General features: G+C 66.3%; 14 protein-coding genes. 8 read left to right on the top strand and 6 right to left on the bottom strand.

Annotated elements, in window-relative coordinates; translation table 11 throughout:
* Positions 1 to 114: 114 nt before the first annotated feature.
* The 7 genes from AC0T5L_RS19925 (at position 115) to rfbB (ending at position 7,569) form a co-directional block, all read left to right on the top strand.
* Positions 115 to 1,146, top strand: a complete 1,032-nt coding sequence (locus AC0T5L_RS19925) for a VOC family protein (protein ID WP_476166965.1) — start codon at positions 115 to 117, stop codon at positions 1,144 to 1,146.
* Entirely contained in the window at positions 1,143 to 2,147 is a 1,005-nt protein-coding gene (locus tag AC0T5L_RS19930; protein WP_476166966.1) for a methyltransferase, read from the top strand. Before AC0T5L_RS19925 ends, AC0T5L_RS19930 begins: the two co-directional genes overlap by 4 nt.
* Before the next feature lie 29 nt (positions 2,148 to 2,176).
* On the top strand, positions 2,177 to 3,433 hold the full coding sequence (locus AC0T5L_RS19935; RefSeq protein ID WP_476166967.1) for an MFS transporter: 1,257 nt from the start codon (positions 2,177 to 2,179) through the stop codon (positions 3,431 to 3,433).
* A 28-nt stretch (positions 3,434 to 3,461) separates the two neighbouring features.
* The gene (locus AC0T5L_RS19940) at positions 3,462 to 4,454 is read left to right on the top strand and encodes a hypothetical protein (RefSeq protein WP_476166968.1); all 993 of its coding nucleotides are present in this window, start codon (positions 3,462 to 3,464) and stop codon (positions 4,452 to 4,454) included.
* 25 nt (positions 4,455 to 4,479) lie between these two features.
* Positions 4,480 to 5,454, top strand: a complete 975-nt coding sequence (locus AC0T5L_RS19945; protein WP_476166969.1) for a hypothetical protein — start codon at positions 4,480 to 4,482, stop codon at positions 5,452 to 5,454.
* Positions 5,455 to 5,527: 73 nt separating this feature from the next.
* Positions 5,528 to 6,595 (top strand): glucose-1-phosphate thymidylyltransferase, encoded by a 1,068-nt coding sequence (locus AC0T5L_RS19950; RefSeq protein ID WP_476166970.1) that lies wholly within the window; start codon positions 5,528 to 5,530, stop codon positions 6,593 to 6,595.
* On the top strand, positions 6,592 to 7,569 hold the full coding sequence (gene rfbB, locus AC0T5L_RS19955; protein ID WP_476166971.1) for a dTDP-glucose 4,6-dehydratase: 978 nt from the start codon (positions 6,592 to 6,594) through the stop codon (positions 7,567 to 7,569). The genes AC0T5L_RS19950 and rfbB overlap by 4 nt, the downstream gene beginning before the upstream one ends.
* Before the next feature lie 31 nt (positions 7,570 to 7,600).
* Here the strand turns inward: rfbB and AC0T5L_RS19960 are convergent, their stop codons facing one another.
* Positions 7,601 to 7,744, bottom strand: a complete 144-nt coding sequence (locus AC0T5L_RS19960) for a hypothetical protein (RefSeq protein WP_476166972.1) — start codon at positions 7,742 to 7,744, stop codon at positions 7,601 to 7,603.
* A gap of 239 nt (positions 7,745 to 7,983) precedes the next feature.
* Here AC0T5L_RS19960 and AC0T5L_RS19965 point away from each other — a divergent pair, with 239 nt between their 5' ends.
* The gene (locus AC0T5L_RS19965; protein WP_476166973.1) at positions 7,984 to 8,886 is read left to right on the top strand and encodes a hypothetical protein; all 903 of its coding nucleotides are present in this window, start codon (positions 7,984 to 7,986) and stop codon (positions 8,884 to 8,886) included.
* Here the strand turns inward: AC0T5L_RS19965 and AC0T5L_RS19970 are convergent.
* The 5 genes from AC0T5L_RS19970 to AC0T5L_RS19990 all read right to left on the bottom strand — a co-directional run bounded on the left by AC0T5L_RS19970 (position 8,863) and on the right by AC0T5L_RS19990 (position 16,073).
* Positions 8,863 to 11,727 (bottom strand): AfsR/SARP family transcriptional regulator, encoded by a 2,865-nt coding sequence (locus AC0T5L_RS19970; RefSeq protein ID WP_476166974.1) that lies wholly within the window; start codon positions 11,725 to 11,727, stop codon positions 8,863 to 8,865. The two genes, AC0T5L_RS19965 and AC0T5L_RS19970, sit on opposite strands and share 24 nt — an antisense overlap.
* A gap of 837 nt (positions 11,728 to 12,564) precedes the next feature.
* Positions 12,565 to 13,491 carry an SDR family oxidoreductase gene (locus AC0T5L_RS19975; RefSeq protein ID WP_476166975.1) on the bottom strand — a complete coding sequence of 309 codons (927 nt, stop codon included), beginning with the start codon at positions 13,489 to 13,491 and terminating at the stop codon, positions 12,565 to 12,567.
* Positions 13,492 to 13,516: 25 nt separating this feature from the next.
* Positions 13,517 to 14,533, bottom strand: a complete 1,017-nt coding sequence (locus tag AC0T5L_RS19980) for an ROK family protein (RefSeq protein ID WP_476166976.1) — start codon at positions 14,531 to 14,533, stop codon at positions 13,517 to 13,519.
* Positions 14,530 to 14,910: a cupin domain-containing protein gene (locus AC0T5L_RS19985; RefSeq protein WP_476166977.1), complete on the bottom strand. Its 381-nt coding sequence runs from the start codon at positions 14,908 to 14,910 to the stop codon at positions 14,530 to 14,532. The genes AC0T5L_RS19980 and AC0T5L_RS19985 overlap by 4 nt, the downstream gene beginning before the upstream one ends.
* Entirely contained in the window at positions 14,907 to 16,073 is a 1,167-nt protein-coding gene (locus AC0T5L_RS19990) for a sedoheptulose 7-phosphate cyclase (protein WP_476166978.1), read from the bottom strand. Before AC0T5L_RS19990 ends, AC0T5L_RS19985 begins: the two co-directional genes overlap by 4 nt.
* Positions 16,074 to 16,075: the final 2 nt, after the last annotated feature.

The following is a 16,075-nucleotide window of genomic DNA, read 5'->3' on the forward strand; positions in this document are numbered from 1 at the left end:
GTCTCGCGAGAGGTTGCCGGGAAGAGCCGCCCGTTGGTCCAAAAGCCTTCGAAACATTCTCCAAGAGACCGGACCGCCCCCGTTCCCGAGGGAAGCACGAGAAAGGAAGTACACATGAGTGACACGACAAACGGTCAGCCGTGGACCCCGGGTGGTTTCGCTTACTGTGAGATCGCCGTGGGCAACGCCGACCACGCCGCTGACTGGTTCCGGGACCGGTACGGTTTCCAGCTGCGTGGGAACGGGGCCGAGGACTGGAACAAGACCCCGGGGGAGCGGTCATACGTCCTGGGACAGGGAGGCGTGACCCTGGCGGTAACCGGCGCTCTTCGGCCCGCGAGCCCGGTGGCCGACTTCGTCCGTGAGCACGGCGACGGCGTCCGCGATGTCGGATTGGCCGTCGAGGATCCCGAAGACGCCTTTCACCGTGCGGTTCAACGCGGCGCTTCGCCGGGAGCGGCGCCGTTGTCCATCGACGTCCTGGGGGCCTACACCTACACGTTCGTGGCCGAGACGGCCGGACCAGGTCGGAGCGCAGGGCCGTCCCCCCTGTTGTCCATCGACCACCTGGCATGCGCCCTGGGATACGACGACCTCGACCGGTGGGCGGACTTCCACGTGGACGTGCTCGGCTTCGAGATCCTGATGAAGGAGACCACCGACACAGGGCGGTCGAGCATGCTCAGCATCGTCGTGCGCGACCCCCGGTCCGGCGCGACCCTGACCTTCGTCGCCCCTGGTGCCCCCGGCGACCGCAGCCAGATCAGTGAGTTCCTGGAGCACAACGGTGGGCCCGGCGTGCAGCACGTGGCCTTCGCCAGCGACGACATCTGCCAGGCCGTCGACCGGTTCACCGACTCGGGGGCGGAGTTCCTCAGTACTCCGGCCGCCTACTACGAAGTACTCGACCAGCGGGTTCCCGCCCTGAGCGGAGAGATCGGAAGGCTTCGCGACAGGTCGATCCTGGCCGACCAGGACGAGAGCGGTGAACTCCTCCAGATCTTCACCCGCCCAGTGTCCGGGCGTCCCACCCTCTTCTTCGAGGTGATCGAACGCCGCGGCGAGTCCAAGGGGTTCGGGGCCGGGAACATCAAGGCGCTCTTCCAAGCGGTGGAGGCCGAGCAGCTCCGCAGGGGGACCCTGTGACGACTGGTACCGCTACCGCGGCGGACGCGGCCTGGCTGACTGGACTGCATGACATCTCCCTGTCCAGGGTTTTGCACGTCGTCGTCCGACTCGGTGTGCCCGACACGCTGGTCAACGGGCCTCTGAGCCTGGACCAGCTGGCCGAGCGATGCGGAGCGGCACGCGACGGTCTGGCCAGAGTCCTGCGACCGATGGTCGGTCTGGGGATCTTCGCCCAGGATGACGAGGGCTACCGCGTCACCGATACGGGGCGGCTCCTGTGTCGGAGCTCTCCTGGGAACATCGCGGCCGAACTGGGCCTGCAGGCCGAGTACCTTGCCATGGCCGAGATCGAGGAGACCGTACGCACGGGCCGGTCCGCGATGACCGGACAGGGCGGCTTCTACGCCGTGATCGATCGGGACCGCGAATGGGCCGAGACCTTTCGCGACGCGTGTCTGAGCCGCTCTCTGAGGACATTCGGCTCCCTGGTCCGCGAGCACGATTGGTCTGGGTGTGAGCGCCTGGTGGATGTGGGAGGCGGCTTGGGCCACCACCTGGAGGCGGCGTTGGAAGCCGTGCCCGGAGCACGGGGAGTGCTGCTCGAACGCTCCGCCGCGGTCGCTCTGGCAGGGGAGCGGACCTGGGCGCACAGCGTCGCGGAGCGGGTGGATTTCCTGACGGCGGACTACCTGTCAGGGGAACTCCCGAAGGCGGACACTGCCATGCTCATCAACATTCTGCACAACCTCACCGACCAGGAGTCCGGGGCCCTGGTGGCGCGTCTGCGCGATTCGGGGGTCCGGCGGCTGGTCATCGGTGAGTACGTACTGTCCGACTCGCCAGCGGACTTTCATCCGGGAGCCGCAGCCGATGTGTGGATGCTGGTGGCGGTGGGCGGCCGGGAACGGACCCGAGGTGAGTTCACCGGTTTGCTCGCCGAGGCTGGGTGGTCCGTCTCCGGTATCAGAGAGGACCCCCGTACCCGTGGATCACTCATCGACTGTCACCCGGCTGCCTGAGGTAGTTCACCACACCCAGAGATGACGACATGTTCAACGTTCCCCAGACCCTCAGGAACCGAGGGTTCAGGCTGCTCCTCTGCGGCAGGGGGGTCGACGACCTCGGCTCCGAGATGCTGCCAGTGGCCCTGGTCGCCCTCGTCCTGGTCGAACACGGCCCCTTGATGCTCGGCTTGATCCTCGGCGTACGCGGAGCCGCCGGCTCCGCCTTCGCCCTGGTGAGCGGTGCGTTGCTAAGCAAGATACGTAAGTCCATGGCTATGGCTGTCAACGACCTGATCCAGTTGGCCGTCATGCTCGGCTTCGCGTTCGGGCCCTCGGCCGCGACCTGGCTGGTCCTGCTGGCAGTGGTGAGCGGAGTGGCCGGCTCGATAAGCGAACCGGCCGCTGGGGCGATCATGCCCGTCATCGTGCCCCGCGAGCAGTTGCGGGAGGCCAACGCACTGCGCAACATCGTGGGCCGGACCATGGGCATCACGGGCCCGGCCGTGGCGGGTGTACTCCTCGCCGTGCTGAACGTGCAGGTGGTCTTCCTGCTGATCGCCTCCGCCTTCGCAGCAGGCGGCGCGGTCCTGTTCCGGATACGGGAGCGGCCCCCGTCCGAGGAGCACGCCGCCGCGTCCATGGGCAACAACTTTCGGTCAGGGCTGAGGGAAGTCGTGAAACGTCCCTGGGTGCTGGCGATTATCGCGGTGGCCACACTTCAAGCTCCCGCCACGATCGCCCCGGGCTTCGTCCTGTTGCCGATCGTGGTGGCCGACTCCTACGCCGAACCCGTCTACGGCCTCGCCCTGTCCTGCATGTCCGCCGGGCAGCTCATCGGAGGGGTGGTCGCCGCCCGTTGGAATCCGAAGCGTCCCGGACTGGTCTCCCTGGGCGGGGTGATGGCCTATCCCGTGGTCTTGCTCGCCTTGGCCCTGACAGTGCCCGTCTCACTTCTCTTGGTGGGATACGTGGCCGCGGGAGCGGGATTCATGATGTTCGGCGTCTACTGGTACACCGCCCTTCAAAAGGCGATCCCCGAAAACCTGCTCAGTGTCGTCATCAGCATCGACCAGGTCGGCAGCTTCGGTCTGGAGCCGCTGGGCTACGCCGCCTCAGGGGCCCTCGCGGAGTCCATGGGCCCCACCCCCGTGCTCGTCACCGCGGCCGGAGTCGGTCTGGTGAGCACCCTCGTTCCCCTGGCCGTTCCCGGAGTCGCACGCCTGGCCGACTCCCCGCAGGACGGCGGAGGCGAAAGAGGAGAGGACACGAGGGCTGGTCCCCCAAGGGCGCCTGCCGATTGACCCCGACGGACTGACCATGGAGACCACTATGATCCGGAAACTTCCTGTCGCACGGCCTGCGGCCCAGGGATACCAGTTCTACGCCTATCCCCTCTCGATCCTCGGTACCCGGCCGGAGAGCGAGGACTGGGTCCTCAGCAACTACATCCAGACCGCCTATGACACGTCCGCGGGTCCTGACGGTGTCTCGTTCTGCTTCTACCTCCACGACCACACCGCCTCGCCCTGGCTCCAGGTGGTCAAGCTCGACCGCTCCTGGGTCGGCTCCCACCGGGGGAACGTCGTCGACTGGGTACGCGACGTCGTCGGTGAGGGTTACTACGTTTCCCTCAACCTCGACGAGTTCCACATCGAGGGGAGGGAGGCGTTCGGACGCTTCACCAAGATTCACGACGTCCTCGTCACCGGTATCGACGATGACCGCGGGGCTGCCCACATTCTGGGTTACAACGGCGAGCACCTCTTCCGGGAGGCCGAGGTTTCGCAGGCCGGTCTCCGCGCGGCATACGAAAGCGCCCTGGAACTGACCGATGACGACCGCGTCCACCTGTTCCGGATGCGGGAGAACGTGGATTACGGGTTCGACCTGGACCTGGTGCGACGAACCTTGGAGGAATACCTGGGAGGCGTGAACACGTCCCTGCACTTCTCCGCTATCCAGGAGCCCTGGGACCGGCTGTACGGAATGGATGCCTACGGTCCGCTGGGAAAGGAGCTGGAGGCCTACCTGGCTGACAGGTCCGTTTACGTGATCCGGAGCCTGTCCGTGCTTTGGGAGCACAAGCGGCTCATGGCGGACCGGATGGAACGCATGGCCCAGCTGCGTCCGAGAGAGCTCCGCCACATGGTCGTAGAGGCCAGGTCCGTAGAGGTCGAGGCCAGAAGGCTACGCAACGCCATGCTCACCCACAAGTGGCGTGAGGGGCGCACAGATTTCGCCGCGACGGCTGTCCCCTCCCTCGAAAAGATCGCCATCCGCGAGCGACAGCTCATAACGGACTGTCTGTCCGCTATGCCCTGAACCACCGTTAGGAGAAACACGGTTGATGACCACGGCCTACCACACCATGTGGACCCGTCCAGAACGCGCCTGGGCAGCCAACAACGGTTCGCAGGAGCACTACCACGAACCGGGAATGCCGGTCGAGTCACTGATGACCCTCGTCCACAGCATCCACGCCTGGCGCGCCTACCACGGTCCCGTCCACTTGGTCACGGACTCCTTCGGCGCCGCCGACATGGAAAGGCGGGGTCTGCTCTCCCTCTATGACGAGGTGCATCTGTGGGCTGAGGAACTGGACGATGACGACATCGACCCCCGGGCGTTCATGTGCGCCGGAAAGTACACGACCCTCCAGCGGGCTCCGCTTCCGTTCGCGCTCTTGGACCACGACCTCTACCTCCGCGCGCCGGTGCCCGAAGCCGGCCCCTCCGCCTTCGTCTTCTCGCACTGGGAGACCACCGACCCCGCCGTGTATCCCGGTCCGGGAAGGGTGCCGACCGCACCGGGATACACGTTCCCTGACATCGACTTCGACGTGCAGGCTGTGAACACCTCATTGGCGTGGTTCAGGTCGGAAGCTTTTCCCCGCCGATTCGCCGAGGAGGCTCTGCGCTACGCCCGCGGAAACGGGGGTTCGGCCGGAGGCGACGACTACTTCGTCCGTGTGGTCTTCACCGAGCAGCACTTGGGGGCGGCCCTGGCTGTGTCGATGGGTATGGAGATGCGACCGGTGACGGACCGCGTCTGGGAGTCCGGGCCAGGACGTTGGCGGGGTGAGACGCACGTGGACAAGTTCCACCACACATGGTTGCAGAAGGGAACGATCCGCAACTTCCCTGAGCTCAAGCCCGCCTTCTGCCGCTACCTGGCGGAGGACCTGGCGGTTCGCCAGCCCAAGGCCGCCGAATGGCTCCTCGAATACCTGAAGGACCACCCCGCTCACGACGGGGTCCGCACGGCGGTGGAAGGCGCATGGAACGGGGACGCCACCAGTCTCGACTGGCGCCTCTACGTCTGACCGCGCCTCACGACGGCGCGCTGGGGACCGTGCGCCGTCAGAGCTCAGCATCCCGATGAGGAAAGGCAACCGAATGAAGGCCCTGGTACTGGCCGGAGGAACGGGGAGCCGCCTCCGTCCCATGACCCATACTTCAGCCAAACAATTGCTTCCACTCGCCAACCGGCCAGTGCTTTTCCACGTACTGGACACGATCGTCGACGCGGGAGTGACCGAGGTAGGAATCGTCATCGGCGGCACCGGTGACCAGATCCGGGCAGCCGTGGGGGACGGTAGTCGTTTCGGTCTCAAGGTCACGTACCTGTGCCAGGAGCGTCCACTGGGTCTGGCCCATGCGGTGATGGTCGCGGCGGACTTCCTGGACGGTGAGCCGTTCCTGATGTATCTGGGAGACAACTATCTCTCCTGCGGCATCGGGAAGGAGATCCGCGGGTTCGAGGAGGACACGAGCGTCTCACGTCTGTTGGCCGCCCAGGTGAGTCGCCCCGAACGGTTCGGTCTGGTCCACCTCGACGAGGACGGCCGAGTCATGAGCGTGCAGGAAAAACCGGCACGTCCCACCACGGACCTGGCACTAGTCGGGGTCTACCTTCTCTCCGCTGAGATCCACCGCGCCGTAACGCGGATCGCCCCGTCGGCCAGGGGAGAGCTGGAGATCACCGACGCCATCCGCCTCATGTTGGAGGAGGGGAACCCGTTCGAGGTATCCCGGGTCACCGGCGCATGGAAGGACACCGGCGACGTCGAGGACATCCTGGACGCTAACCGGATGGCTATGGCGGAGGTGCCGTCCGTCATCCACGGTGACGTGGACGAGTCCAGCAGGATCGTCGGCCCGGTCAGCCTGGAGGAGGGAGCGGTCGTGCGCCGTTCACGAATCGTCGGTCCGGCTGTGGTCGGTGCGAATACCAGGATCATCGACTCCTGCGTGGGCCCCTTCACCTCCGTCGCCTCCGGGGCCGAACTCGAACAGGCTGGGATAGAGGACTCGGTCATTCTGGAGCGCGCGTCGATTCGAGGAATCCGCAACGTGAGCCGTTCGCTGGTGGGTCGTGGCGCGACGGTCAACATGATCCCCGTCAGACCCAGCGGCCACCGAATGGTAGTCGGGGACGAGAGCGAAGTGGAGCTGGGCGCATGAGAGTCCTGGTCATAGGAGGAGCCGGTTTCATCGGCTCCCACTTCGTTGAGGAACTGCTCGCTGCCCCTCCGGAGGGGAGCAGCGAACTGGAAGTCACTGTCCTGGACAAGTTCACCTACGCCGGATCCTTCGAGAATCTGGCCCATTCCCGGGACAGGTGCAGTGTCGTCAGGGGAGATCTGTGCGACCCTCGGGCACTGCGAAAGGTGGTTCCGGGCGCGGACCTGGTCGTGAACTTCGCCGCTGAGACCCACGTGGACCGTTCGATCCGGGACCCAAAACCGTTCATGGACACCAACACCCTCGGGGTGGCGACCCTCATGGAGGAGTGCCTCAGAGCCGGTACACCCCGGATCGTCCAGGTGTCGACCGACGAAGTGTACGGCTCGATCAGCGAGGGAAGCTGGGACGAGAGAGCGCCACTGAGCCCGAACTCCCCCTACGCCGCCGCCAAGGCCGGGGGAGACCTCATCGCCTTGGCTTACCACCGCACACACGGGCTACCCGTGATCGTCACGCGGTGCGGGAACAACTACGGCCCACGGCAGTTCCCGGAAAAGCTCATTCCGCTCTTCGCCACCCGTCTTCTGGAAGGGCGGAAGGTTCCGTTGTACGGGGACGGGCTCAACGTACGGGACTGGATCCACGTCAGCGACCACTGCGCGGGGATCCGGCTGGCCGCACTTCGGGGAGAGCCGGGCGAGGTCTACCACGTGGGCGGAACGGGGGAGGCCTCCAACCTGGATATCACCGGAACCCTGCTCAGGGTGCTCGGTCGTTCGTGGCAGGAAGTCGAACGCGTTCCTGACCGCCTTGGCCATGACTTCCGTTACTCCCTGGACGACACACGGCTCAGGAACCTTGGTTATCGGCCTCTAGTCGATCTCCGAGAGGGAATCGAGGAGACCGTACGTTGGTACACCGAAAACCCATCCTGGTGGGAACCGCTCAGGAAGGCAGCTGCCCTGGCCTGAGGGGGACGGGCGGGAGGTCGCTCGCGGGAGATCACTTCCAGCCCAGGTCGTCGTTCGCGACGAAGGAGACGTGGAAGGAGTGAACCGGCTGAGGAGAGGCCGCCACGGCCCCAGCCATCATGGGACTGCCAAGAATGAGCAGGAACAGGCAGCTGAGGGAACGCTTTTGGAACATGGTGTGGCCTTTCTCGCCGTGTTTGTCCTGGGAACAGGCTCCAACGTAGGAAGACTTGGTTTCGCATCGTTTTTCGGAGGATTTTTGTGGACCTCCCGACGGATCTTCGAGGCTGGCCGGCGCGGTCCGTCCCTTCGAATGAACCAGACAGCCAGGGTCCGGAGCGGACGCTTTTCGGGGCCGCGAGCCGATTCTCATCGTCGTCCGTCCCGGGAGGACCTCTGCAAGGAGAGCCGCGGATGCTCTCGGAGGATCTCCTCTCGGTAACCGCTGGGAACGGGGAAGAGGTACTCGTGGTCCGCGTACCAGGAGGGACCTCTCGCCGTGTGAGTCGGCTGTATGCTGCCGAGCGACTGCGCCGTTCTGCTCACGCGGAAGCATTCTGCGTGCCTCGGCTCATAGGGGCGAGCCGAACCGAGGCTTTCGCGCTGTACGAGGGCGGGGCCTCAGGGGCGACCACCACCCTGTGGACGGACGACACTGTCCACGCACGTGCCCTGGGAAGGAGTATCGGCCGGTTGCATCGGGAATCTCCTCCGCCCGGTCTCGGCTCGAATCCGTCCGTCGAAGTGGAACGGCTGCTCTGTGCTTGGCCGTTCCTGGGCCACGACGAGCTACTAGTCAGGGCCGTGGTCTCCCTGACCGCGGCGGGAAGGCGGAACGTCGGAGTCCCCGTTCACGGCTCCCTGAACACGAACCGTGTACTGGTGTCCTCGGGCGGCCCGGGTATGCCACGTGTGCTTGTCACGGGCTGGGAGGAATTCCACAACGGCGACGCCGCACAGGATGTGGGGGTCTTCGTCGGAGACTGCCTGTTACGGTGCTGGCCCCTGCCCGCTCCTGGGGATGATGTGTCCCGTGGCTGGGTCACGATCGATGGGATACTGGACGCCTTCGACGTCCGCCGCCCCGTCGTCGAGTCGTTTTGGCGCGGCTACGGGGAGATCCGTGCTGAGGCTGACCACGACCTGACTCGTCGTGCCGTGGCCTTCGCCGGATGGTCGCTGTTCGCACGTGTCCTCGGGGCGGGGACTCATGGCCGTCGTCTTACGGAAGCGGAGCGGGTCGCGGTGGGTGTCGGACGCGCCCTCACGACCACGCCGCACGACTTTGTCGCGCTACTCGGACTGGCGGCGCCCTGAGGCGGCGGCAACCTGGTCCGGGTCACCGCCGGCACGGAGCCGAGACCGTTCCATCCCCTCTAGTGAACGGCGCAGGAGCGCGTGGCAATGCGGGTCGTCGACGTCTTCTGCGAGGTCGGCTGCGGTAGACAGACACAGGTGAGCCCTAGTGAACTCTCCTGCGGTGAGGAGGACCTCCCCCTGTTCCCGCAGGAGATAGACCTGACCGACCAGGTCGCCGTTGTCCGTGACCAGCGCCAGCGCGTGGTCCAGAGCTTTGAGTGCCTCGGCCGTGTCTCCGCTGACCAGGCTGATCTCCGCGCGGCGTCGGAACAGGTGGGCACGGATTTCCCAACGGTCCGAGTTCCCCCCGCTCTCGGCCACGGCCGCCAGGGTCTGCTCCGCCGTCTCCAGGTCGCCCCGCTGGATGTGGATACGGGACATGTTCAGGAGAACATGCTGCTCGGTTTCGAGGTCGCCCGCCGATCTGAGCGCGGACAGTGCCTGCTCGTAGCTGGTCAGGGCCTCGGCCGTGCGCCCCTGACTGCGCTGTTCGACGGCGCTGTGGGCGAGAACCAGTCCACGGCCGTGGTCGTCACCGAGGCGGGTGAAGATTTTCAAGGCATCGCGGTAGTGGTCTTCTCCCACGTCGCCGACGAAACCGGAGAGCTGCCCGAGGCCCCAGAGCACGGCTGCCTCGCCACGGTCGTTCTCCGCGGCGCGGACCGTCGCGAGGACCCGTTCGTGCGTGGTGCGCCACTCGTCGGTCAGACTGAACCGGCGGAAGGCGGGGACACGCAGCATCGCCGCCTCCCAGGCCAGTTCGTCGAAACCGTGGTCGCACGCCTGGACCACCGCCTCAGTCAGTGCCCGCCGTTCCACGACCTGCCACATGATGGGGTCGGAGAGCACTGTGCCATCCAGGTCGGGGCAGTGGTCGGACGCGTTGCCGCGGAGTTGGCTTCCTTCGGTGTAGGAGGACCTGAGCAGGTACAGCCATCCGCCGAAGTAGCGTTCGAGTACTTGTTCTTCGTCCTCCTGCTCGGCCTGAACCCGCGACCGGGCGTAGATTCGGACGAGGTCGTTCACCCGGTAGCGGATCTGGCCGAGTTCGTCTTCTCCGCCGGTCTCCACCAGGTGCGCGTCCAGCAATTCCTGGAGAGCGTCCTGAGCGGCGACCGGATCCGTGGGGAGCAGGGCCTCCGCCACCCACTCCGGGAGGTCAGTGGCTCTGAGCAGCCCGAGGCTGCGTAGGAGGCCGGCCGCCTGTTCGCTCAGGGAGTCGTAGCTGATCTCGAAGTTGGCGTTGAGACGTACTTCTCCCCGGCTCAGCTCGGTGAGGCGGCGATTCTCGACACGAAGCCTCCGGACCAAGGAGGGGAGGGAGACACGGTTGCCAGCCACACGAGCGGAGGCGATTCGCAGAGCCAGGGGCAGCCCTTCGCACAGAGCCGCCAGCTCGGTCAGGGAGCCACTGCTTGGAGTGTGCGGACCGAGCGCCTTCTTCAACAGCAGTATCGAATCGTCGCTGTCCAACGTATTGAGCATCAGATAGGTGATGCCCTCGAGAACGGCCAGACCATCGAGACTGTGGCGGCTGGTGATGATGGTGGCACAGTGCAGGTCGCCTGGTAGGAGGGAGCGCACCTGGTCGGAACTGTGAGCGTTGTCGAGCACGATCAGTACACGCTTACCCGCAACCTCGGACCGGAAGCGCGCTGTGCGTTCGGTGACGTTGGTCGGTACTTGGTCACCGGGTACTCCCAGGGCACGCAGGAAACTACTCAGGACCGCCCCCACCGTCGTTGAGGCGCCGAGGTCCGCGTATAGATGCCCGTCCGGGAAGCGGTCGGTCACCGAATGGGCCCAGTGAAGGGCCAGGGCGGTCTTGCCCACCCCGCCCATGCCGGTGATGACCAGACCGAACATCACACCAGCTCGCGAGCGCAGTTCGAGTTCGTCCTGGATGCGCCGCAGTTCCTCCCGCCGACCTTCGAATCCGTGCGGAACCGGTGGTAGCTGGCGCGGGATGTCGACACCATGGTGCCGCTCCGGCGCGGGTTGCCTCTGGGGAGCGGGAGCACCCGAGTCCACCAGCTCGGCCGGTGCTCCGCGTGGGGGCGCCACGGGGAGGGCATGGATGATCATCTCGTGGGATCGCCGCAGTTCGGGGCCGGGGTCGACCCCCAACTGCTCCGAGAGCAGCGCGCGTGTGCTGGTGTACACGTTGAGGGCGTCGTTCTGCCTTCCCATTCCGTAGAGCGCGTGGACGAGGAGAGCACTCGCTCTCTCCCGAAACGGGTCTTCCTCGACTATCCTCTGTAGCTCTTGGATGGCATCTTGGTACCATCCCAGTTCGACTTCCAGTTCGAGGCGTTCCTCGCGAACGGACATGCGCCACTCATCCAGCCGTGTCGCCTCTCGACGCGCAGATTCACTTCCGAGGTCGGAAAGGCAGTTTCCGCGCCACAGGGCGGCAAAGGACCGTAGTTCGCGAACCGCTCGTTCCGGGTATTCGGCCGCGCGTGCTTCGCGGGCGAGACGGACCCTGTTTTGGGCCTCCCTCAGGTCGGTGGAGACCTGACTGGAGGAAAGGGTGTACCCCGAGGGGACCGTGGCGATAGCCCTGGGCAACTGTTTTCGCAGACTGGAGATACAGATCGACACTTGGTTGCGGACTGTGCGGGGTGGGCTCTCGCCCCAGACCGTGTCGACGAGGGTGCCGATGCTGAGTGTCTGGTTCAGATTCAGAGCGAGAACGGCCAGGACCGTGCGTTCGCGTTCGGACCGGAGGCCGACTTCTTCGCCACGGACGAGTAGTTCGAGCGGCCCGAGCAAATTGACCTGCGCAGGAGTGCTCATGATTCTTCCCGAGGGCAGAAAGGGGGTCTCAGTCCGACCTGGTGGTGATAGGAGGAGGCTGTGAGCGTCACCCTGTGCCTTTCGACGGCCAGCTGTCTGTGGGGATCCTCCCAGGTGTTGGGGTCACCTTGCCTCAGAAGGCGGCGCACGTGGCTGCGGGGCGCGGGACCTCGCGGAACGGCGCAGCCAGTTCATGGAAGGCTGTGACAGTCTGTTATATCCCGTCGCAAAGTATTGCATACTTCTCAAATTTTTTCACGTGTCTGCCATCGAGGAACCCGGCTTCGCGGGTGCTGGCCGCGCCGGTGCGGCTGGTATGAGACTGAAGCATGTGGTTTTCTCCCTGTTCAAGGCGTATATGTGATGCTCCCGGTTCGGCTGGGGTGTCCATGCCGGGGATGACGGAGGCTTGCATCCCCGGGAAGGGTGATAGCGATGGCAGCATTGAGGAAGTACCCCGATGAGCTGTACGAATGTGTGCCCTGATATGGCCATGGAAGTCCGCCAGGATCCGGCCACGCGGCGGGGGCCCTGGTACGAATCACCGATTAGCCGGCCATCAACGCGAAGCGCTGCGCGAATGGGAGAACATACCGAGGCCGGCTCCGGTGATCGTGCGTCTATGCCGCCACTGCCAAGGTGATTGTGAGGGGGCACGCGGACGACTTCGGGGCCACGAGGTACGCAAGGTCCATATCAAGCTCAACCGGCGGGGCGCCGGATGGTCCACCGCGTAGTGCAGTGGCTGGTGAAGTCCATGGCATTCTCCGCTGGAACAGCATAAGGACAGTTCGATCAAGGCGTCTCCAGATGTCCGAGCACCGTCTAAGGGGGGCGTCAGGCGCGGTGTCCATCCAGGAACACGGGGGCCAGTTTCCGGGCGACTTCCCCAACACCTTCGGGCGGCCTGTCGCGCACCGACGGGATCTGGTGCAGGAAAGCGCTGCTGAGACAGGTGTTCTCGGGGCGGGAGGCGTACCGGCTCTCGGCCCGCAGGACGGGGCGGACGAGTGACCGCGAGGCCCCGACCGCGTCGGCGATCGTTCCTGCCCAGGCGGCACGGCTCACTCGTTCCGGACCTCCCAGGTGCAGGAGGGAGGGGAGGTCCGGAACGCTTGGCTCAAGCAGGGCATCAGCCACCCGAACCACATCGTTCACGTGTACGGGGGTGGTCCACTGGTCCGTCGGCGCCAGGACCGATTCCCCGCGGACGAGGCGGTGGGCGCACGCCGAGAAGAAGTTGAGCCACTTGCCCGCGTTCGGAGGCTCGTATCCGTACACGAGGCTGACTCGGAGCACGCTCCCGTCACGGGCGGCCCTGCGCAGGACCCTCTCCGCGTTCGCCTTGGCCTTTCCGTATCCGCTGACCGGGTGGACGGGTGTCGTTTCCGTGGGATTTCGGTCGGTTCCGGCGAAGACACTGTCCGTGGAGATGAGCAGGGGACGAGTGCCGGGCGCCGCGGAGGCGATGTTGGCGGTGATCGCTTGGTGGATCCCCCATGCCCGTACCGGATGCTCTTCGCACCAGGTGGCGTCGGAGGGGCCGTGCACCAGAACGGTCCGGTCCGGTGCGAACCTCTCCACCACATGCGCGCAGGCGTCTTCGTCCGTCGCGTCCAGGGGGATCCACGTCCGGTCACGGGACTGCCCTCGGTGGTGGGGAGGGCGCCGGGACGCGAGAGCGACGTTCCAGCCGTTGGCGGTGAGCGTGTCGGCGAGGGCACGGCCGATGAATCCGCTTCCCACGATCAGGGCTCGGGGCATCGTCGCCGCCTTTCCGTGTTCTGGTCTACCGTCCCGGACGGGTGCGTGCTTCCAGGAGCCTGGCCATGCCGATGAGTGAGTGTGCGTCGTCCTCGGAACCGAGGCCGACCATGGTGTCGATCTCCGCCGTGTCGACCCCGAAGCAGCCCTGCTTGGACAGCTCGTCCACCAGGAGGTCGCGGTAGAGCTCCCCGACCGCCAGGGCGAAACCGCCGATGATCACGTGGCGCCGTACGCCGGATGACATGAACACCGCGCTGACGGCTGAGGCGAGGTGGGCGAGACTGCTCCTGAGGACCCCCAGGGAGAAGGTGTCACCCGCACGCACGGCTGCCACGAGGGCCGGGTTGTCGATGCGGGCGGGATCCGATCGGCACAGGCCGCCCAACCCGGACGAGGCGAAGGCCTCCGGCCGACGTGCTGCCTCCCCACGAGCAGCGGCCAGTACACCGCGGCCGGACGCCAGGGCACCGAGATGCCCCCGTGCGCCGCAGTCGCACAGGGATGCCTCGGTCGACGTGTCGCACACCCAGTGCCCCATCTCGCCCCCGTGACCGTCCGGGTGCACCAGTACCTCGCCGTCGCGGAAGATCTTGTTGCCGATCCCGGAGCTGACGGTCCAGAGGCAGAACGCCTCCTCCTCGACGGCGGAGTAGCGCCAGGCCGCCGCTGTGAGGTCGTTGGCCACCACGACGGGAACCCGCAGCCGCTCCTCGAGCAGGTGGCCCAGGGGGAGGGGAGCCCCTCCCCCTCCCCATACGGTCGGGGCCGCCGTCACCAGTCCGTCCGCGGTGACGGGACCGGCGAAGGCGATGCCGACACGCGCCGGGGGACCGGAGCACAGGTCCAGTACCTCGTGGACGATCTGTTCCACGACGCGCTTTTGGAGAACGTCGACGGGGGCGTGAGGGAATGATTCGAGTCCGGCGGTACGGACCCGGTGTACACGGCTCGGCGGTCGGAGGCCGTCCGTGCCCGTGGCCGCGCGCAGGGTCGTGCCGCCCACGTCCACCACGGCGGTGCGTTCGGGACTAGGACTCATGTCGTTCTTTCCGTGTGCTCCTCGTTCACGGCGACCTCGAAGACCAGGATCTCCAGGTCCTCGTTCCCGTCGTTGGTCAGACCGTGTTCGCCGAACGGGCGGTTGACGAGCACGTCGCCGCGACCGACACGCAGATCGGCCCCGTCGACGTGCATCATCCCGCTGCCGCGCAGGACGACGTAGGTCTCTTGGTCGCTTCCGTGCCGATGCCTGCCGATGGACACGCCCGGGCGCAGGACGGCCACGTCGATGTGCGTGACGGAGCCGGCGGCGGGCGGCGCGGAGTGGAACCGGTGCGCCAGGACGGTGCCCACGCCGCCGTGGTCGTGCGGTTTCTCGCGGAGGAGGTCGCGGTGCAGGTTGCCGGACGCGTTCACCGTGCCACCTCCTGTAGCCCGTTCGTGGCCTCGGCCGTTTCCAGCTCGGCCAGGGCCGCGGCGAGGAGCCGTTCCGGCACACTCTCCGGGCTCTCGACGAAGGTGCCCGCACCGAGGGCGGTGGGCACGACGAGGTTCAGGCGGCCGCCCCTGCGTCGCCAGGCGGCCCGCATGGCGCCGGCCATCAGTTCGGGGGTGCAGGTACCCGGGTCGTACAGGGGAAGCCCCAGACACCTGATGAGGTTCAACGCGCGTTCGCACTCGTCCGTGCGAAGCAGTCCCAGGTTCCGGGCGATCAGGCAGGACAGGGCCATGTCGACGGCGACGGCTTCTCCGTGCTTGAGCCGGTGCCCACCGGCTGTCTCGATCACCGGGCTGAACGTGTGGCCGAAGTCCACCAACCGGGCGAGGTCGTGCTCCCTGAGGTTGGGGCACAGCTGCTCCATCATGAGGCGCATGGCCGTGCGCATGACGTGGGTCTCCAGCTGACCGGGCGCGCCGCCGCGCAGGAACACGTCCGGGTACCGTTCCAGGGTCACGAAGAGTTCGGGGTCCAGGACCATCGCCAACTTCGCGATCTCCGCCAACCCGCACCTGACCTCCCGATCGGGCAGGCTGGTCAGCAGGCCCTTGTCGCACAGGGAGGCGTGGGCCGGGTGGTAGGTACCCAGCATGTTCTTCGATCCCAGGGCGTTGACCCCGGTCTTGACCCCGACTCCGACGTCCACCTGGCCGACCAGGGTCGTGTTGATCCGGGCGTGACGCACGCCCCGGGCGTACACGGAGGCCGAGAAGCCGACGATGTCCGCGAGGATGCCGCCGCCCATCCCCAGCAGCACGCCGTTGCGGTCGAGGCCGAACCGCCTGGCGACTTCGCACACCCACTCGGCCGAAGCCAGGGTCTTGTTGTGCTCTCCCGTCGGTAGGACGGTGAGACTCCAGTCCGAGTCGCCCATGTACGTGCCGAGATAGGTACGCAGGCGGTCGCCGTAGAGCCGCTCGATGTTCGGACTGATGAAAGCGACGGTCCTGCGCCCTTCCAGTTTCTCGGCGAGCAGGGGGTTCCCGGGCGCGAGGACGTCGTCGACCAGATCCACCCGGTACTCCGTACCCTCGGGGGCGAGCAGGTCGAAACCACCGGCGTCCTCCCGTACTCCTGACATGG

Source organism: Nocardiopsis sp. TRM 82005 (assembly GCF_056312425.1).

What these genes read in the sequence shown, in the direction of transcription:
- AC0T5L_RS19940 (WP_476166968.1), top strand. Translation starts at nt 3,462, where the DNA reads ATGATCCGGAAACTTCCTGTCGCACGGCCTGCGGCCCAGGGATACCAG.
- AC0T5L_RS19965 (WP_476166973.1), top strand. Translation starts at nt 7,984, where the DNA reads ATGCTCTCGGAGGATCTCCTCTCGGTAACCGCTGGGAACGGGGAAGAG.
- AC0T5L_RS19935 (WP_476166967.1), top strand. Translation starts at nt 2,177, where the DNA reads ATGTTCAACGTTCCCCAGACCCTCAGGAACCGAGGGTTCAGGCTGCTC.
- AC0T5L_RS19960 (WP_476166972.1), bottom strand. Translation starts at nt 7,744, where the DNA reads ATGTTCCAAAAGCGTTCCCTCAGCTGCCTGTTCCTGCTCATTCTTGGC.
- AC0T5L_RS19950 (WP_476166970.1), top strand. Translation starts at nt 5,528, where the DNA reads ATGAAGGCCCTGGTACTGGCCGGAGGAACGGGGAGCCGCCTCCGTCCC.
- AC0T5L_RS19945 (WP_476166969.1), top strand. Translation starts at nt 4,480, where the DNA reads ATGACCACGGCCTACCACACCATGTGGACCCGTCCAGAACGCGCCTGG.
- AC0T5L_RS19970 (WP_476166974.1), bottom strand. Translation starts at nt 11,727, where the DNA reads ATGAGCACTCCTGCGCAGGTCAATTTGCTCGGGCCGCTCGAACTACTC.
- rfbB (WP_476166971.1), top strand. Translation starts at nt 6,592, where the DNA reads ATGAGAGTCCTGGTCATAGGAGGAGCCGGTTTCATCGGCTCCCACTTC.
- AC0T5L_RS19925 (WP_476166965.1), top strand. Translation starts at nt 115, where the DNA reads ATGAGTGACACGACAAACGGTCAGCCGTGGACCCCGGGTGGTTTCGCT.
- AC0T5L_RS19980 (WP_476166976.1), bottom strand. Translation starts at nt 14,533, where the DNA reads ATGAGTCCTAGTCCCGAACGCACCGCCGTGGTGGACGTGGGCGGCACG.
- AC0T5L_RS19975 (WP_476166975.1), bottom strand. Translation starts at nt 13,491, where the DNA reads ATGCCCCGAGCCCTGATCGTGGGAAGCGGATTCATCGGCCGTGCCCTC.
- AC0T5L_RS19990 (WP_476166978.1), bottom strand. Translation starts at nt 16,073, where the DNA reads ATGTCAGGAGTACGGGAGGACGCCGGTGGTTTCGACCTGCTCGCCCCC.